Here is a 17866-nt window from a genome sequence, read left to right as displayed (position 1 = left end):
CCCACGGGGGTCAGAAGATGTTGCGACCCACCTCGACCATGTGCCGGAAGGCGCCGAGTACGCCCAGCGCCAACGGGACCATGAGCAGACTGGTGATCACCCCGAACACCTCGGCCCGGCTGCGGCGACGTGCCGAGGGGTGCACCATCGGCCCGTCCCTCGGCGGCTCGGGGGACGAGGGACGCAGCAGGCTCAGCGCCACCCCGGCTCCGGCGACGCCGAGCCCGGCCAGCACCAGCACGACCATCGTTCCGCCGGGACCCGCGCCAAGCATCTTCACCACCGCGACGATCAAGCTGAAGCAGCCGACGAGCGCCGCGATGCCGAGCAGGAGCAGTTCGGCGGAGAACGCCACCAGACGACAGCGGGCCATCAGTGCGATGCTCGCCACGGCGGTCAACGCGACCGCCCATCCACCGCCGTTCCAGGCCAGCACCGGAAGCGCGGCGGCCAGTGCGAGCGCCGGACCGATCAGCACGACCGAGAGCAGGCGGTGCGAACGGTCGACCAGGCCGACCGTGACCGGCAACGCGGCCGACTGGTCCGGTGGTCGGCGTTGTCCCCAGGACGCCACGGTGGCGGCGATCCGCCGGGCCACCGCGATGATTCCCATCGCCGTCACGGTGACCACTGCGGCGGCACCGGCGCGGTCGGTGTCCAGCGCCCGGATAAGGGACACCAGCGCCAGGCCGACGGTCAGGTGCAACTGCACCACGACCAACGCCGCCGTCGGGATGACCACCAGCGCCATCAGCGCGGCCAGGCAGGCGCCGAACACCGCGCCGTCCCAGCGGTACGCCGACACGCCCAGCACCCGGGTCACCAGCATGCCGGCCGCCGCCAGGCACGGCACCGAGGTCAACGCGACCGCCATCCGCAGCCAGTCCGGCACCACCTCGCGGTGCTGGGTGAGGCTCCACGCTCCGGCGAGCAGCCCCAATCCGGCCAGGACGAGCCCGGCGGCGCTGCCGGCACCCCCCTCGAACCGGAGTCCCGCCGTGATCGCGGCCACCGTCGTCCACAACAGACCCAGGCTGAGGACGATCGTCCCGCCCCGGAGCCGCTGCTGGCGATGCCGGTGGGTCTCGTCGGCGACGAGTTCCTCGATCTCCTCCACCAGCGGCGCGTCGTTCGGCTCCTGGGCCGCGTCGCGGAGATACAGCACCTGGCCGTCGACCACGCCGACGTCGAGCAGGGTGGCGTCCAGCGGCAGTGGCGGGTGACCGGCCGGGGCCAGGGACCAGGCCGGCGGGAGCACGTCGGCCCGGTCCTGGCCGCACATCTCGGCCAGGCGGGCGGAGTACTCGCCGACCGGCGCCCCGGAGGGCACCGACACGTCCAGTCGGCGGCGGGTGCCGACCACCGTGATCCGGCTCCGTTCGCCGCTCATCGGTCCTCCCTGCACCCGAGCCGTGTCATCCGGCCACCTCCAGGTCGTCGACGTGCAGGTCGTCGGCCTCCAGCGTGCTCAGCTCGGCGGTGCTGGGCGCGTCCATCTCGGCGATCCGGGCGGCGTGCCGCTCGGTCATCATCTGGAAGACCTTGCGGGCGAACCGGCCGTTGCCGAAGCCCTCGCCCCGATGGATGCCGTCGAAGTAGGTCAGCAGCGCGGCGCGGCCGCCCTCCGCGACGTGGTACTGGTGCCGGCTCGCCTGCTTCTCGACGATCTGGACCAGCTCCACGGACGAGTAGTCCGCGAAGGTCAGCGTGCGGGAGAAGCGGGAGGAGAGGCCCGGGTTGGCCGCGACGAACTGCCGCATCTCGTCCGGGTATCCGGCGACGATCACCACCACCTCGTCGCGGTGGTCCTCCATCAGCTTCACCAGCGTCGAGATCGCCTCCTGGCCGAAGTCGGTGCCACCGCCGGTCGGCACCAGGGCGTACGCCTCGTCGATGAAGAGCACCCCGCCGAGAGCCTTGCGGAAGGCCGCCTGGGTCTTCGGCGCGGTGTGGCCCACGTACTCGCCGACCAGCGTGCCCCGGTCCACCTCGATCAGGTGTCCGCGTTCGAGCATGCCCAGCGCGGCCAGCAACTGCCCGTAGAGCCGGGCCACGGTGGTCTTGCCGGTGCCGGGGTTGCCGGCGAAGACCAGGTGTCGGGACATCGGCGGCGGCGCGAGACCGGCCTCCCGACGGCGCTTGACGGTCTGCACCAGCTTGACCATGGTGCCCACGTCCCGCTTGACCCGGGCCATCCCGACCAGATCGTCGAGCTGGCCGAGCAGGTCGGCCAACTCCGGCACCTTGCTCGTGGCACCGGCTCGGGGCGCGGCGGCGGGGCGGCGCGGACCGGGACCGGCCGGCACCGCGCGGGCGGCGACCGGCTCGGTCGGCAGGGTCGCCTCGGCGACGTCGGTGCTCCAGCACTCCTCGAAGGTCGCCCGCCCCTGGTCGGTCTGGTCGACGTCGGCCGCCGCGTCGTGCACGTGGCAGCGCAGCAACGCCGGATCGGCGTCGACGCCGACGTGCACCGCCGGGTAGTCGGTCCGGGAGATGTCACAGTCGGTCAGGCTGCCGTGCGCGCCGTCGCCGACGTACACGCCGTTCTTGCGACACTCCCGCACGGTCAGGCTGCGGATCATCGGCGCGGCGCCCTCCCAGAGCACCAGCCCGCTGCCGCCGATGTCGGTGATCTCGCACTCTTCGAGCGTCGGCGTGGCGTACGCGTCGACGAGCACCCCGGCCGCGCCGCAGGAGGCGATCCGGCAGCGCCGGGCCAGCAGCGCGGCGTGCGGGGCGACCTCGATGCCGGTCTGCTCGACGTCGCGGACCTCGCAGTCGGTCAGCAGCGGCCGGTGCGGGGTGTCCACGCGTACGCCGGCCCGAGAGTCGCTGACGGTCAACCCGCGCAACTCGGCGTCGGCCCCGCCGTCGATCTGCACCCCGCCGAGACCGGCGCCGGTGATGGTGCCGCCCTCCATCCGCAGCAGGGCACGGTCGGAGGCGCGTACCCCGAACTCGGGGGTGTCCGCGATGGTGCACTCGGCCAACGCGGCACTGGCCGTGCCGGTGAGGTGCACCGCGCTGTACTCGGAACGCCGCACCTCGCAGCCGTGCATCAGGATCCGCCCGTCGTCGGCGGCGTAGAGCCCGTTGGCGGCCGAGTCAGCGAAGGCACTGCCGGTGAGGCGCACCTCGGCGCGTTCCCGGACGGCGAGCGCGGTCTGACCGGACTGGTTGATCCGACTGCCGGCCATCGAGAGCCGGCTGTCGCCACCGGCCAGCACGCCCGGACCCCGCGCGGCGTCCACGGTCGACTCGTCCAGATGCAGGTGGCCGTACCCGGCGAGGAGCACCCCGGCGGAGGCCGCGCGGCTGATCGTGCACCGCCGGACGAGCACCCCGCCGGTCTCACCGGTCTCCCCCGCGCCCGGGGTTCCGGCGTGTTCGGGCCGCAGCGGCGGCCACCAGTCCGGCCCGAAGGTCGCGCTGCCGCTGATCCGGATGCCCTCGGCGGCCAGGTCGTGCAGTTGGCAGTCGGTCAGCCGGGCCTGGGCGCCGCCGCTGACCTCGACGCCCACGCCGCCGCTGGGCCCGATCTCGCACCGGGTGAGCGTCAGCGTGGCGTTCTCGGCCACCAGCGCGCCACCTCCGACGCCGCCCATCCGGCTGTCGGCCAGGGTGACCTGGGCGCTGCCGGCGGCCTCGACCGCGGCGCCCCCGGTCTCCGTCACCTCGACCGACGAGCCCTCCACCGTCGCCTGGTCGGCGACGATGAGCCCGGGAGCCGCCCCGGTACGCAGGATGGCGCAGTCCCGCAGCGTCGCTGACGCATCGCCGCTGACCTGGACCGCACCCCCGGTGACCGTGGTCGACTCCAACGCGAGCCGACCGGTGGCGGCGACCACCACGGCACCGGTGCCGCTCAGCACGAACCCACGGACCGTGGCCGACCCGGACCGTACGGCGAGCGCCGGACCGTGCGGCGCGACCAGTTCGACCGCGCCGCCGTCGTTCTCGGCCACCAGCGTCACCGACTTGTCGACGGTCAACGACTCGCGGTACACGCCGGCCACCACCGAGACCACCCCGCCGTCGCGGGCCGCCCGGATCGCCGAGGAGATGGTGCGGTGCCGACTCCAGGGGCGGGTGGAGACCCGTTCGATCCGGCCGGACGGCGCGCTGGCCGGGGCGGAGACCGCGGGCTGCCCCGTCACTGGGCGATCACCTCAACCGCTGTGCATCGGAGTGGTCGGTCGGACGGTTCGCGGGCGGGTCGAACTCCGGTTCGGAATCCTTGCGGTCGTCGGAGCGGAGCACGGTACGCAGCCGGAACACCGACAGGACCGTCACGGCCACCAGCACCAACCCGATGAGTACGAAGATGAGTACCTGGCCGCCGCTGGTCGACGATCCGCTGTCTCCGGCGGGCGGGCCGTTCGGCGCGGCCGCCCCGCCGTCGTTCTCCAGCGCCGCGTTGACCGAGGTGAACGGGTCTATGACGCCGTCGCCGTAGGAGGCGGGGTCCTCCGGGGTGTCGGCGGTCCGGCTGGCCGTGTTCCGGATCCGTTCGGTCACCTGACCGGCCGACAGATTCGGGTACGCGGACCGCACCAGGGCGGCCTGGCCGGCCGCGTAGGCCACCGCGTACTGGGTGCCGCTGCCGACGAAGTCACCCGCACCGCCGATGCCGAGACTGGCCACGTCCACGCCGGGCGCGACCACGTCCACCCCACCGGCGCGGTAACTGGCCGCCATCTTGCCGTCGCCGCCGATCCCGCCGACCCGCAACATGCCCTGGTTCGGCAGCCCCGACTCCGGGTCGCTCGACTCCAGGTCGGCGGCGGAGACCACCACGATGTCGTGCTTGACGGCGGTGGCGATCGCCTCGGCGACCGCCGGGACGTTCGGGTCCACGTACGATCCGAGCGCGATCACGGTGGCACCGGCGGCCACCGCCACCTCGATACCGGCCGCCTGGTCCGCCGGCTGCGCCTCGGCCTTGGTGGTGACCACCCGGACCGGCATCACGGTCGCCTCCGGAGCCACTCCCGTCACCTTGCCCTTGGAGCCGGACTGCGCGATGGCGATACCGGCCATCGCGGTGCCGGTGCCGAGGCAGTCGACGTCGCCCCGGCCGCTGCCGGCCACCACGTCCATGCCCTGGGTGACCCGGCCGCGCAGCTCGGACAGGCTGCCGTCCACACCGGAGTCGACGATCGCGATCATCTGACCCTCGCCCCGGCTACGGGACCACGCCCGCTCCGGTGACATGCGCCGCTCCGCCCAGTCGGCGCTTCCCTTGTCGCCGCGCGCCGCGGTGCCGCACTTGGCACCTCCCGAGCCGGGCTTCTTGGTGCCGCTCGGACTCGGGGTGGGGCTCAGACTGGGGATGGAGGGTCGGGGCAGCGGGTTGGCCGCAGGTGGTGCGGCGGACGCCCCGGGCGACGATGGACGGGGGGTCGGCGACGTCGGGGACGGCAGCGAGCCGCGTTCGACCCCGTTACCGACCGCGTCCCACGGCAGCACGAGGTGCCAGCCGGCGCGCAGTTGACTCGGGTCGGTGAGGGCGCCGCCGCCCGGCTGGGCCCGGCCGACGTTCAGGTTGAAGATCTCCTCGGCCCGGTCCCGGGCGCCGAGGAAACGCTCGGCGATGTCGCGCAGGCCCTCCGGCTTGCCCGCGTACGCGGACTCCACCGTGTAGTACTTGACGTACGGTGCCGCCTGGGCGCGGGCCGGGAGGACGGGCAGCGCGGCCAGCAGTACGCCGAGCACCACCACCACGTACCGTCCCACCCGTGACGGGTACCGGCTGACCAACATCTCCCTCGCCCCCTCGTCGTGCCCGTCCCGGTGCGGACTCACGACTCCACGACGGTCCCGCTCGTCGCGACGTTCAGCCGTCGCGTCGGGAGTTTCCGTTCAGGCCGCCAGTGCGCCGGGCCCGCCGATGATGCCCCGGGCGGCCCGCAGCGCATAGAACGACCGCGACCGGACGGTCCCCTCCGGGATGCCGATCCGGGCCGCCGCCTCGGCCACCGACACGTCGCCGTAGTAGAGCTCGACCAGCACCGCCCGGTGCTCCGGGGTGAGCTTGCGCAGCACGTCGGCCAGGGCGGCCCGGTCGAGCAGGCCGTCGAACTCGTCGTCCGGCGAGTGGGCCCAGCTCACGTCCATCCCGTAGACCTCGGTCGGCCGGGCGGCCCGCGCCCGGGCCACGTCGATCGAGAGGTTCCGCGCCACGATGAACAGCCACCGGCGGATCGTGGCGTCGTCGGCGGGCAGTTCGCTCAACCGGGACCAGGCCCGCAGCATGGTCTCCTGCAACAGGTCCTCGGCGAGTTGGCCCTGTCCCCGGGTCAGTCGGAGAAGGTAGTAGTACAACGGTTGGGCGTTGTCCGCAAAGACACGCCGCATCCGGTGATCGAGGTCGGCATCTGCCTCGACCCGCTCCTGCACGCCAACGTTGGCACCCATCGCTGCAGCCCTCCCCAGGACCCGGACCTCTCACCAGCACCGCTCAGACGGGACGCTAGTGACCGGGAAAGCTGGCGGCGTGAGCCAAAGGACTCAGTGGGGCCCAGGTCTGGTCCCGGCAGTGCTGCCCTGCCGGGTGGTCGCATCGGCCCGGCTGGCGAGGAAGTCGGCCAGCGACATCTCCGGCTCACCCACCGTCCGCCAGCCGAGCCGGCCCGCCGAGAGCAGCCGGACGACCTCGACCTGCTCATTCGCCTCTCGGGGCAGCAGCAGGCTCGCTCCGGCCTCCAGCATCGAACCGGCCGCCGAGTGGATCTGCGGCAGGTCGCCGATCTGCGCCACGGTCGCCCGTACGTCGACGGCACACCGCCACGGCACCCGCACCTGCACCAACAGCCGGCCCCGACGGGCTCGCGGCCGGTTACGCAGCAGCACCAGGCCCTGGCTGCGGGTCGTGGACCCGGGGTCGCGCACCAGTGCGTAGGCGAGCGCGTCGGCCTCGTACGGCCAGCGGGGCAGGTCGGCCGGCAACCCCTCGATGCCGTGCCCCGCGCCGGTGCAGCGCAACGCCAGCGGTGGAGTGGACGAGGCGGCCGGCTGCTCCACGTACCGCCCCGACGCGTCGACGCCGTAACCGGCGATGAGCTGGGTACGGCCCAGCAGACCGCCCGGGAGCAGGTACGACTCGTCCCGGTCGACGAGCAGCTCGTGCAGGGCCGGTGGCTCGTGCACGGTGATCGAGGACATGTCCACCGCGCCACCGGCGAGGACGCGTACCCGCAGCAGGTGCTCGTCCGCCCGCAGCGCGGCGGGCACCGGCGGGCGGAGGGTACCGACCAGGAACAGGTTCGAGGTGGGTACGCCGGTGCCGGTGGCGTCGGTCGGCGAGCAACCGGCCACCACGTACAGCTCGACCGGTTCGGCGTTCACGGTCGGCCGCTCGGCGATCCAGTAGATCGCGTGCGAGACGGGCCGACGGACCGTACCGAGCCGAGGGGCGGCACTGACCGGAAGCTCGGGCCCACCCGGCGGGGCCGGCCGATCGGGACGCCGCCCGGCAGCCTCCGCCACGCTCGGCCCGAACCCCGGACGTTGTGACAACCCGGGCTGTACGACCGGCCCGGTACCGGACCGCCGCGTCCCGGGCCCAGGCTCCATGACCGGACTGGCACCGGGGCGTCGCATCGCTCGCGGATCAGGTTCCCGCGCCGCACCGGCCTCGGAGCGCGGCCCGTCCCCAGAGCCGTGATCCGGGGCCGGACCGACGGCGGAGGGCAGCTCCTGCTCGTAGCCGACCGCAGGTTCGGCAATCGGGCCGCGCCCGGCGTTTTCCCCCGGTCCGGTACTCGGTGCCGGCCCGGCGCCCGCACGCGGACCCGCCACCGGCCCGACCGCCGGTCGCGGCGGCCCGATCTGCCGGTCGACACGCCTCGGCTCGGTCCGGTTGGGCTGGGCCCAGCCACCCGCCCGGGCCTGCGGCGGAATCGGCGGTGCGGCCGACGACAACTTCGAGTAGGAGTCGGCTCCGGCGGCCCCGGCGGGCGACATGGGGGGCACCGCAGGCGCGGCGGGCGACGAGGGAGCCGCAGGCGCGGCGGGTGACGAAGGGGCCACGGCAGCCGCATCCGGCGCGCCCGGAGCTGGTCGCGGCGGTGCCGGCCGGAACGGGGGCACCTCCGGGGCGGGGGACGTCGGCGCGGGCAGCGGCAGGGCCGCGTGCACCGGGACCGGGGACACCGGGCCGGACGCCACCGCCGGCATGCGTCCCGTCGACGGCGGAGCAGCGTACGCCCGGACGTCGGACACCGAGGGCGGAGCCGACAGGCCGGGCTCACCCGCCCGCTGCCGGTCGACCGTCGGCGTCGCCTCGGCGGCGGTGCTCCGCTCTGCGGTGTCCGGGGCGGTGGGCTCCGGCGCGCGGGGGGCGGCGCCGGTCGGGCGGCCGGGGGCGCCCAGGCGGCCGGCGGCGGCCGGACGGTTGCTGCTCTCGGCCGTCACCAGCACACCGTCGTCGCTCTGCCAGCGTCGCTGCGAGTCGTCCAGGTCGAGGCGCTGCCAGTCGACCGGACGGCCCCGCTCGTCGACCGCACGGGCCGTACCGTCGACGCTGTCGAACGCGGCCTCCGGCGGCAGCACCCACACCTCGGCGCGGAGTCCCTCCACCAACCGGCTGCCGTAGCGGCGTACCCCGTCCTCGGCGGAGGCCGGATAGCTGGCCAGCAGCAGCAGGTCCTCCCCCTGCCATCCGGCCGTACGCAGCATCCGTTGCAGCACCCGTGGCCCGAGCGCGTGCGGCCCGGAGTCGGCGTACTGCACCGCCCACCGGCCGTCGTTGAGGATGGTCAGATCGATCCGGAACAGTCCGTGCTGGGCCCGCAGGCTGCTGTATCGGGAGTTCATCGCCCGCTGGCGGGCAGGCGCGACGCTGACCAGGGGCGCGCCCGGATAGGGAGTGACGACCATCCGCCCGGCCGGGGACAGTCGACCGTCCTGGTCCGGTTCGAAACGCGGCGAGCCGGCCATCGGGGGCAGGTAGGTACGCCACTCGGCCGGGCCCCCGGCGCGGTCCACCGCGCTCAGGTCCTGGCAGCTCTCCAGGACCTCCAGGGCGGCGGTACGCTCCGGCGCCCACACGATCGCCCCGGTGTTGTCCGCGAACGCGGCCAGGTTGGCGTGCAGGCGCTGCCGCTCCTCCGGGTCCGAGGGCCAGTGCAGCCACATCCGGATCTCACTGCCGTAGAGCGGCACGTCGGACAGGGCCGCGGCGAGCTGACGCCCCCCGGTCACCTGGTAGGAGCCGGTGTAGTCGCCGACCACGAAGCCGCCGCCCCGGACCGACACCCCGATCGTGGTCAGTTCCGGGTGCCCCGGGGCCAGATCCACCGCAGCGGCCCGGCGGGCCACGAAATCGGCCCGGGTGGCCAGCGTCAGCCCACCGGGCAGCGGCGCGGCGACGACACCGGACCGGGGACGCAGCACGCCGCCGCTCGTCTCGTACCAGCCGGGCAGGTCGGTGGCCATCGCCGGGGGTTGGACGACGAGCCATTCCGCCGGTCGCCCGGTCTGGGCGTCGACCAGGTTGGGCTCCGGCTCGCGGTCTCCGTCGTACCGCAGCATGCTGCCGGCCGGGCTGATCAGCACGTCCCGGCCGAGGATCCCGGCCAGCTCGGCGAAGACCTCCGCGTGTTCCTCGCCACCGTCCATCATGATCCGGACGTCGTCGCCCGCCCCACCGCCCCGGCGGACCAGGTCGGCGAGCTGTACGGCGTCGAGCGGCGTCCCGTTGCCCCGCAGCGCGACCAGCAGGCCGTCCGGGCCGGTACGCAGCCAGATGTCGTAGAGCCCGTCGATGCGCCGGTGCTCCGGGCGCGCCCGGGTAGCCGGTGTCGGCGGCAGCCTGCCGGTCATGACGCCCGTCCGTTCCTCGATGTCCCCCCTTGCACGTCCTCTCAACGGACGGCGGTACCCGGTTTTCTCAATCCGACGTCGGCGAGTCCGTGCCATCACCCCGCTGAACACGGCGAGGCCCGCGTCCGTCGTGGGATGCACCGGGCAGAGAAGGGGTACGGCCATGGAACAGGATCTGGGTACGGTCGCGATCGTGTGCGACCAACCGTTGTCGCGGGTCGGGATGGAACGTCTGGTGCAGGACGAGCCGGGGCTCGCGCTCGGCCCCTCGGTCGGCTCAGTCGGTGAGTTGGAGCAGGCCGGACCGGCCGACTACCGGGTGATCTTCATCGACCTGCCGGCGCTGCCCGGCGCGAGTGTGCTGGAGCTGATCGGGAAGCTCGCCACCCGTGGTGCCCCGCTGGTCTGCGCCACCTGGGAGCAGCCGCCCGGCCTGCTCTCCGCCGTCCGCGCCGGGGCCCGAGGCGTGATCACCCGGTACGCCGAGCAACCCGACGTACGCCTGGCGTTGCGCGTGGTCGCCACCGGCGGGCTGCACATCGGCGCGGAACTGGCCGACCGCTTCGCGGCGGACCTGTCGCGCCCGGCGGACGCCGACGAGAACGGTCTCGCCCCGCGCGAGGTGGAGACGCTGCGCTGGATCGCGCTCGGGCTCACCCACGCGCAGATCGCCACCCGGATGGGGCTGTCCCAGGCGACCGTCAACACGTACGCCAAGCGGATCCGGGCCAAGCTCAACGTGACCAACAAGGCGGAGCTGACCCGGATGGCGATCGAGCTGGGCCACGTGACCCAGGGACGCGTGGCGCACGGCCGGTTGACCCACGGTCACCTGAGCCACGGCTGGCGCGCCGCCTCCTAGCCCACTCCGCTCAGGACAGCTCGGCATCGGGCTCCCTCGTCGGCCGCACCGCGATCGACCAGCGGGACGGCGTCACCTCACCGAGGACCACCGGCACCTGCACTCCGGCCGTCCGCAACTCGCGGGACACCCGCCCGTCGCCGTTGGCGAGCTGGGGGCACACCACGATGCCCGGGGTCGGTGACGGTTCCACGTCGGACAGTTGCGCCACCCGGTTGCATCCGTTCGGCAGCGACTCGCCGAGGACGTCCCCGACCACGGTCACCTCGTTGCCGTCGGCCAACGCCTGCCGGATCAGCCGGCGCGCGTACCGCTGCCCGTCGGGCAGGCTGCCGGCGACGGTGAGGACGTCCGGGCAGCGGACCAGGTCGACGTAGAGCCGCCAGCCGTCGCGGTCGCCGAGCAGCAGTGGCAGGGTCGCGGCCGGCGGCGCCTCACCCGGGCCGTACCAGCCGAACGGCGCCGCCGCCGCATCCCGCGCCCCGTTCAGGGAGACGCTCAGGTTGAGCCCCTCGACGCGCAGGTCGGCGCTCAGCTCGGTGGCGTCGCCGACCTCCGGCCGGCCCGGCCCGGCGGGCGGCTCCATCAGCGGCGGCACCGGGGCCGGCGTCGGCGTCCGGCGCGGCAGCTCGGGAGAGGGCGGTCCCACCGGCCGCAGGCGACCGCCCAGCGACGGCCGTGCCGGCCGCTCGGGTGCCGTCGGCCGTTCCGGCGCCATCGGTCGCTCGGGTGCCGTCGGCGGCAGGTGCGGAGCCCGTGACGTGGCCGTCGCCGGGTACGGGTCGTCGGCCGGCGGCGCGGAGGAGTGGGCCCCGGCCAGCACGAGCTCGCGCTCGGCGTCGGCCGGCGGCGGGCCGGAACGGGCCGGGTGACCGTGTGTCGGCGGCGCGTCCGACGGCACGGGCGGGTCGGACCGCGGCGGCGGGTCCGACAAGGGCGGCAGTGCTGCGGACACCGTCTGCGTGCTGGCCCCTCTCGTGCCACGGCCTCCGCGCAGCACCGCCACCGCCACCGCGAACAGCATGACGGCCGCGAACACCCCGATGGCCTCGAAGATGGGCGCACCCTGCCGCCCGGGAGTCGCGAGATCCCGGGTCGGTGGCGGTGCCGCCTGGTTCACCACCGGGTACTCGTCGTAGACGCCGGGGCCGCTGGCGTCGGCGGGCAGCGTCAGGATCCAGCCGGTTTTCAGGACCATCGGGTCGCTGAGCTGTCCACCGTCCGGCTGTGGACGGCCCCTGGTCAGCTCGAAGATCTCCAGGTGCCGCCGGCCGGTGCCGAGGGTACGGGCGGCGATCTCGTACAGCGACTCGCGCTGACCGGCGACCGGTTCACCGACGACGTAGTACTTGGACCCGACCGGGGCGGGCGGCGGGTCGGCCGGGGCAGCGCGGACCGGACCGACCGGACCGAGCACGGCCAGGGCGGTCAGGCACACCACGACGATCCGGCGCAGCCCTCGCACTCTTCCCTCCCTCTTCCGACTCATTGCCCGCTCGTCCGACTCACTGCCCGAAGGTGACCGTCACCGGCCGCAGGTGGCCCGTACGGCGGAGACCGCGAGCCGGGCGTCGGCCTCTCCCGCCGCCCGCGCCGTGACCCGTACCGCCAACTCGCTAGTGCGCAGCGGGAACGCGCCGACGTCCACCCACCGCCCGGTGTTCTGCGCCTGGTTCATCTCGAACTCGGCGTACGCGGCGCCGCCGCGACCGGCCAGCACCTCGTAGCGGACGCTGGTCACCCAACTGCCGGCGCCGGACGGGTCACGAGGCACGTACACCTCGACGCGACACTGCCCGCCGGTGGACGGTACGAACCACCATTGGACCGACTGGTCGGCGTCGTTGCTGATCGGCAGGGTCTGGAAGGTGCCCCGGCAGCCGCCCTCGGACCATCCGCCGTCGGCCACCGTACGCCACTGGTCGGTCCGCCCCTGCACGTCGAACCCGCGGTCGCTGGTGGTGTCGCAGCCCCAGCCCGCAGTCGCGACGTAGCCCGGGTCCGCCGCCCCGGCCTTGGACCGTGGACTGATGAGCTGCCAGAAGATCCCCACCACCAGGGAGAGCAGCACACACACCGCGGTGACCGTGATCAGCGTCGGCAGCCTGACCGACAACCGGTCGCTGGCCGGCTTCGACCCGGCGTGCTCGACGAACGCGGCGACGAAGTCCGAGCGCCACCGCACCGCCCGCCGGGCCGGCGTCTGCGTCGCCTCGGTGGGGTCCACGATCGGTTGTTACCCGGCCAGCCTGTTGATCGACTCGGTCAGCAGCGTCATCCGCTCGGCAGCCTGCACGCGCAACTGCTCGGTCCCGTCCTGCAACGCCGCCAACACCAGGTCGGCCAGTTCCTCCGCGTCACAGGTCTCCATCACCCGAGGGTCGATGTGCACCGCCTGGAACTGACTGTCGGCCAGCGTGACCGTCACGCCCCCACCAGCCGCGGAGCCGACCACCTCAGCGTTGCTCATCGACTGCGCCAGCTCGGCGACCTCGTGCTCAAGCGCCTGGGTCCGAGCCAACATCTCGCTGAAATCCGCCTGCCCGCTGACCACAGCAACCCCTTCCCCACCGATCCGCGTCCACCCGGCCGCGCACGGCCGTCGGCGACGATGGCCCCAGCCTCCCAGGCCGTACGGAGCAGCCGGTAGTCCCTCATCCGGCACCCCCTCCGGCAAGGCGAGGCGCCACCCGCTTCCCGAGGGGACACACCGCTGTCCCAGAACGGGGACGTCACGCCTCCCCCTCTGAGGCCCCGCACCCGAGGCTCGAAGTTCGGGGTCGGCCGGTGCGGCCGCCGACGCAGGTCGCGGTGATTCGGCTACGACCGCGCCACGTCTAATTGCGGGTGTCGCCCCTATCGAGCTGAATCGCTTACGCCGTCGGGCAGGGTGATTCGTTGCCGCCATCAGCTCGACAGGCCGAGAGACGGACCATCAGCCCTGCTCGTCGTCGGCCGGCGGTCGCGCCTGCCGATACTCGGCGATCCACGCGTCCACATCGCGACGACCATCCACGTCGCAAAGCCCATCCACATCAGGACGACCGTCCACGTCGGGACTACGTCCACGGCCGGGACGGTCACGTCGAGGCGGTGTCGGGTTCGTCCTGCTCGGGTGTCTCGGGGACGGGCGGCGGAAGCGCGACCTGGATCAGTCGGCCCGGTTGGGAACGCTCGACGAGGGTTCCTCGGCCGGGTGGGCGGGCGGCGGCGCGTTCGTTGCCCAGCACGACGCCCTCGCGGCTGTCGCCGGAGAGGATCAGGCCGCTACAGCCCATCTCCTTGACCCGGTTGAGCAACGGGTCGGCCATCGCGCGGGCCATGCCGCTGACCCGGCGGGCCAGCACCAGGTGCAGGCCGATGTCGCGGGCCTGCGGCAGGAAGCGGGACAGCGGCGCGAGCGGGGCTGCCGAGCCGGTGGGCAGCAGGTCGTAGTCGTCGGCCACCACATAGATGTCCGGCCCCTCCCACCAGTCTCGCTGGCGTAGCCGCTGCGGGCTGATGCCGGCCGGCGGTAGCCGTTCGGTGAGCTTCGCGACCACCTGCTGGACGTAGGCGCTCGCGGTGTCCGGGTCACCGGCGTAGGCAGCCAGGTGGTCCTGCGGTACGGCGTCGAGCAGCGAGAGACGCGTGTCGAGCAGCACCACCCGCGCGTCCCAGGCGGACTGTCGTGCGCAGAGCGCCGCAAGCCAGGTACGCAGGGCCGACGACTTGCCGGAACCGGCGTCGCCGAAGACGAGGAAGTGCGGGTCGTCGCGGATCAGGTCGATGGTTACCGGCTTCAGGTCGGACTCGCCGATGCCGAGGGGTACGGCGGTCGGCGCGGCGTCCGGTGGCGCGGGCACCTCGGCGGCGTCGATCCGTGCCGGGAGAAGGCGTACCGGTGGGGCCGGGGGGCCGGACCACCCGGCGGCGATCTTTCCGAGGACGTCCTGCTGGGCCGCGCGCAGACCGTCGATGCTGTCCTGGCCGTCCATCCGGGGCAGGACGAGCTGGAAGTAGACGCCCGGCTGGCTCAGACCTCGGCCGGGCACCTTGGCCGGCACCCGGGCGGCGAGCCGGCGGTTCACCTCGGACTCGGAGGGGTCGTTGAGGCGCAGCTCGATCCGGGTGCCGATGCTGTCCCGCAGGGCGGGGCGGATGTCGTTCCACCGGCCGGTCGTGATGATCAGGTGTACGCCCACGCCGAGTCCCCGGGCGGCGATCTCGTTGATCACCGGGTCGGCCCAGTCGAACTCGGTGCGCAGCGCGCCCCAGTTGTCGACGAAGAGGAAGACGTCGGCGGCGCGTACGCCCTCGGGCAGTTTGCCGGCGCGGCGAAGGTCCCGCAGGTCGGCGATGGAGTCCAGGCCGAGGGCGCGGAGCAGTTGCTCCCGTTCGCTGATCAGTGACCGGACCTCGACGATCATCCGGCTGACCAGGTCACGATCGCTGCGACCGGCCACCGAGCCGACGTGCGGCGCCTCGGCCATCGTGTGCAGCGTGCCGCCGCCGAAGTCCACACAGTAGAACTGCATCTCGTCGGGGCTGTGGGTGAGCATCCCGGCGAGCATCAGGGTCCGCAGCAGCGTGCTGCGCCCGGTCTGGGGTGCGCCGACGATCGCGATGTTGCCGTGTGCCCCGCCGAAGTCCATCATCAGCGTTTCCTGCTCCTGCTTGAGCGGCAGGTCGAGCAGGCCGATGGGGACGGCCAACGAACCGGTCATCGGCCAGTGCTTCGCGCTGTAGCCCCGGCCGGGGTGGTGGGCGACCGGGCCGAGCAGGTGGTCCAGGGCGAGCGCCTTCGGCAACGGCGGCAGCCAGACCTGGTGCACCGGGCTGATGACCGAGGTGAGCCGGTCCACCACGATGCCCAGCTCGGTCTGGCCGCCCCGCTCCGCTGCCGGTGGCGGCTCGTCCAGATCCTCCTCGCGGATCCGGCTGATGCCCCGCAGCGGGAACTGCGCGACGGTGTTGCGGGGCTTCGCGCCCCTGACCCGCTCACGTTCCTCGGGCGAGACGTACCCGGCGGACACGTGCGCGACCCGGAACCGCTGGTAGATCGACTCGTCCACCTTGAGGTACGCGGAACCGGGGATCGGCGGCAGGTTGTACGCGTCGGTGGTGCCGATCACCGTACGGCTCTCGCTGGCGCTGAACGTACGCAGGCAGATCCGGTAGGACAGGTGGGAGTCCAGGCCCCGCAGTCGCCCCTCCTCCAGCCGCTGGGTGGCCATCAGCAGGTGCATGCCGAGGCTTCGACCGACCCGGCCGATCTGCACGAACAACTCGGCGAAGTCCGGTCGGCCGGAGAGCAGTTCACCGAACTCGTCCACCACGATCAGCAGGTACGGCAGTGGGTCGAGCGGACGGCCGTCGGTGCCGAGGGCACCCTCCGCGCGGCGGCTCTGGTACTCGCGTACCGAGTCGATGTTGCCGGCGTCGCGCAGCATGCGTTGCCGGCGTTGCTGCTCGCCCATGAGCGCGGCGAGCACCCGGTCGATCATCGCGGCGTCGTCGGCCAGGTTGGTGATCAGACCGGCGACGTGCGGAAGCCCGGTCAACGGGGCGAAGGCGGCGCCGCCCTTGAAGTCGATCAGCACGAAGCTGAGCAGCTCCGGCGGGTGGGTGAGGGCCAGGCCGGTGACGAGCGTACGCAGCAACTCGCTCTTGCCGGAGCCGGTGGCACCGACGATCAGGCCGTGCGGGCCGGATCCGCCCTGCGCCGACTCCTTGATGTCCAGCACCAGCGGGTGGCCGTCCCCGTCGGTGCCGATCGGCGCGCGCAGCAGCCGTGGGTCACCGGCGCCGATCCAGCGGCTGGTGATCTCGGAGTTCATCGGGTCGCCGCCAAGCACCATCTCGGTCAGCGAGACGGTGCGGGCGAGGAGCTGCTCCCGTTCGTCGCTGAGCCGTAGCGGCGCCAGGGTCCGGGCGACCAGCTCGGCCATGGACAGACTCACCTGGTCGACGTGGCAGTCGGTGGCGGGTGTGACGACCAGTTCCGCCCTGCCTTCCGTGGTGAGCTGACCGTCAGCTCCGCACCGCAGCCGCAGGTTGACCCGGCTCGGTTCGTCGGACTCGCGCTGGACCAGGAACACGAGCGTGATGCCGAGGTGCAGCCCGGCGCCGGCCAGCAGCGCGGCCATCAGCTCGCCGCGGCCCCACTCGGAGAACGGGTCGAAGCTGGTGAACACCAGGATCAGCCGGGGCAGGGTCGGCCCGCCGGTGGTCGGGCGCCGGTTGCTCTGCTGGTCGAGGCGGCGGCGGAGTTCGGCCTCCAGATAGTCGGTGAGCGCGGCGGGGCTCTCCGCGACGAGGGACAGCTCGCCCGCCTCGCCGCGTAGCTCCGGGTCGGTGGTGTGCGGCAGCCACTTCGCCCACTGCCACTGGTCGTCGCCGCCGGCCTCCACCGCGATGAGCACGTCGTCCGGCGCGTGGAAGACGCCGACCTGGCAGAGCATCGCGCGGGCGACCTGCGTGGTGGCCGGTGGCGGGCCGAGCAGGCTGATCACCCCGGCCCGGCCGATGTCGACCACCATCGGCTGCTCGGGCACCACGCCGAGCCGTTCCACCAGTCGTTCGGCGGCCTCCTGCGACTCCCAGTCGTAGTCGGTCAGCGGGTCGATCTTCGCGTCGAGTTCGATCGGGGTGGTCAGTCGGACCGTACCCCGGCCGAGCCGGACCTGGAGGAAGTCGGCGTCGTCGCGGCGGCGTTCCCAGACGCGGTGGCCGCCGACGCCGATCGACCAGAGCCGGGCCGGTTCGGGGTTGGCGAGCGCGGAGGCGGCGCGTTGCGCGTTGGCGCTCTGTCGCGCCTGGTCCCGCACGAGCCGCAGGTGGCTGCGGTACCGGCGGCGCTGTTTGCGGGCCGTGACCCCCCGGGTACGCCGCTGCCCGAGGAAGAGGAAGACGACGGCGGCGATCGAGGAGAAGAAGAAGACCGAGCCGAGGATGATGGTCGCCGGCTGCCCGAAGCTGACCATGTACGCGGCCATGCCGACGCTGCTGATCAGCGGGAGGACCAGGTTCCAGGCGTGCGAACCGGTCGACGCGTCCGGCACCTCGGGGGGCACGGGCAGCACGATCCGGTCCGTCGGCAGCGCCGGGAGGATGTGGCGGGCCGGACGGTGGAAGGCCACCCGGCTCATCCGGCCACGCTCCGCTCGTTCATGTCCTCCACGACGGGCCGGGGTGACC

General features: G+C 73.3%; 10 protein-coding genes. 1 reads left to right on the top strand and 9 read right to left on the bottom strand.

Features of this window, described 5'->3' with window-relative positions:
* Positions 1–10 precede the first annotated feature (10 nt).
* The 5 genes from ACWDVW_RS06040 to ACWDVW_RS06020 all read right to left on the bottom strand — a co-directional run bounded on the left by ACWDVW_RS06040 (position 11) and on the right by ACWDVW_RS06020 (position 9825).
* Complete coding sequence (locus tag ACWDVW_RS06040; protein WP_449945406.1) at positions 11–1390, bottom strand: EsaB/YukD family protein; 1380 nt, start codon at positions 1388–1390, stop codon at positions 11–13.
* 25 nt (positions 1391–1415) lie between these two features.
* Complete coding sequence (locus tag ACWDVW_RS06035; RefSeq protein ID WP_449945405.1) at positions 1416–4157, bottom strand: right-handed parallel beta-helix repeat-containing protein; 2742 nt, start codon at positions 4155–4157, stop codon at positions 1416–1418.
* A 7-nt stretch (positions 4158–4164) separates the two neighbouring features.
* Complete coding sequence (locus ACWDVW_RS06030; RefSeq protein WP_449945403.1) at positions 4165–5805, bottom strand: S8 family serine peptidase; 1641 nt, start codon at positions 5803–5805, stop codon at positions 4165–4167.
* Positions 5806–5862: 57 nt separating this feature from the next.
* Entirely contained in the window at positions 5863–6417 is a 555-nt protein-coding gene (locus tag ACWDVW_RS06025) for a sigma-70 family RNA polymerase sigma factor (protein ID WP_449945402.1), read from the bottom strand.
* Between the two features lie 93 nt (positions 6418–6510).
* A complete protein-coding gene (locus ACWDVW_RS06020) occupies positions 6511–9825 on the bottom strand; it encodes a hypothetical protein (protein WP_449945400.1) in 3315 nt (1104 codons plus the stop codon).
* Between the two features lie 163 nt (positions 9826–9988).
* Here ACWDVW_RS06020 and ACWDVW_RS06015 point away from each other — a divergent pair, with 163 nt between their 5' ends.
* The gene (locus ACWDVW_RS06015; RefSeq protein WP_396740929.1) at positions 9989–10687 is read left to right on the top strand and encodes a LuxR C-terminal-related transcriptional regulator; all 699 of its coding nucleotides are present in this window, start codon (positions 9989–9991) and stop codon (positions 10685–10687) included.
* Between the two features lie 10 nt (positions 10688–10697).
* On the opposite strand, the gene ACWDVW_RS06010 is transcribed toward ACWDVW_RS06015, so the two are convergent.
* From ACWDVW_RS06010 to eccCb, 4 genes are all read right to left on the bottom strand, one after another.
* Complete coding sequence (locus ACWDVW_RS06010) at positions 10698–12152, bottom strand: hypothetical protein (protein ID WP_449945398.1); 1455 nt, start codon at positions 12150–12152, stop codon at positions 10698–10700.
* 60 nt (positions 12153–12212) lie between these two features.
* Positions 12213–12914 (bottom strand): hypothetical protein, encoded by a 702-nt coding sequence (locus tag ACWDVW_RS06005; protein WP_449945396.1) that lies wholly within the window; start codon positions 12912–12914, stop codon positions 12213–12215.
* A 9-nt stretch (positions 12915–12923) separates the two neighbouring features.
* Positions 12924–13211: a YbaB/EbfC family nucleoid-associated protein gene (locus ACWDVW_RS06000; RefSeq protein WP_449945394.1), complete on the bottom strand. Its 288-nt coding sequence runs from the start codon at positions 13209–13211 to the stop codon at positions 12924–12926.
* A 556-nt stretch (positions 13212–13767) separates the two neighbouring features.
* A complete protein-coding gene (gene eccCb, locus ACWDVW_RS05995) occupies positions 13768–17817 on the bottom strand; it encodes a type VII secretion protein EccCb (RefSeq protein WP_449945392.1) in 4050 nt (1349 codons plus the stop codon).
* Positions 17818–17866 lie beyond the last annotated feature (49 nt).

The organism is Micromonospora sp. NPDC003241 (assembly GCF_053589795.1).
The sequence above is the reverse complement of the archived record's forward strand: the minus strand, read 5'-3'. Positions and strand labels throughout refer to the sequence as shown.

Bases quoted from the DNA above. Each gene is read 5' to 3' on its own strand.
- ACWDVW_RS06040 (WP_449945406.1), bottom strand. From the start codon at position 1,390: ATGAGCGGCGAACGGAGCCGGATCACGGTGGTCGGCACCCGCCGCCGA.
- ACWDVW_RS06025 (WP_449945402.1), bottom strand. From the start codon at position 6,417: ATGGGTGCCAACGTTGGCGTGCAGGAGCGGGTCGAGGCAGATGCCGAC.
- ACWDVW_RS06020 (WP_449945400.1), bottom strand. From the start codon at position 9,825: ATGACCGGCAGGCTGCCGCCGACACCGGCTACCCGGGCGCGCCCGGAG.
- ACWDVW_RS06015 (WP_396740929.1), top strand. From the start codon at position 9,989: ATGGAACAGGATCTGGGTACGGTCGCGATCGTGTGCGACCAACCGTTG.
- ACWDVW_RS06000 (WP_449945394.1), bottom strand. From the start codon at position 13,211: ATGTTGGCTCGGACCCAGGCGCTTGAGCACGAGGTCGCCGAGCTGGCG.
- eccCb (WP_449945392.1), bottom strand. From the start codon at position 17,817: ATGAGCCGGGTGGCCTTCCACCGTCCGGCCCGCCACATCCTCCCGGCG.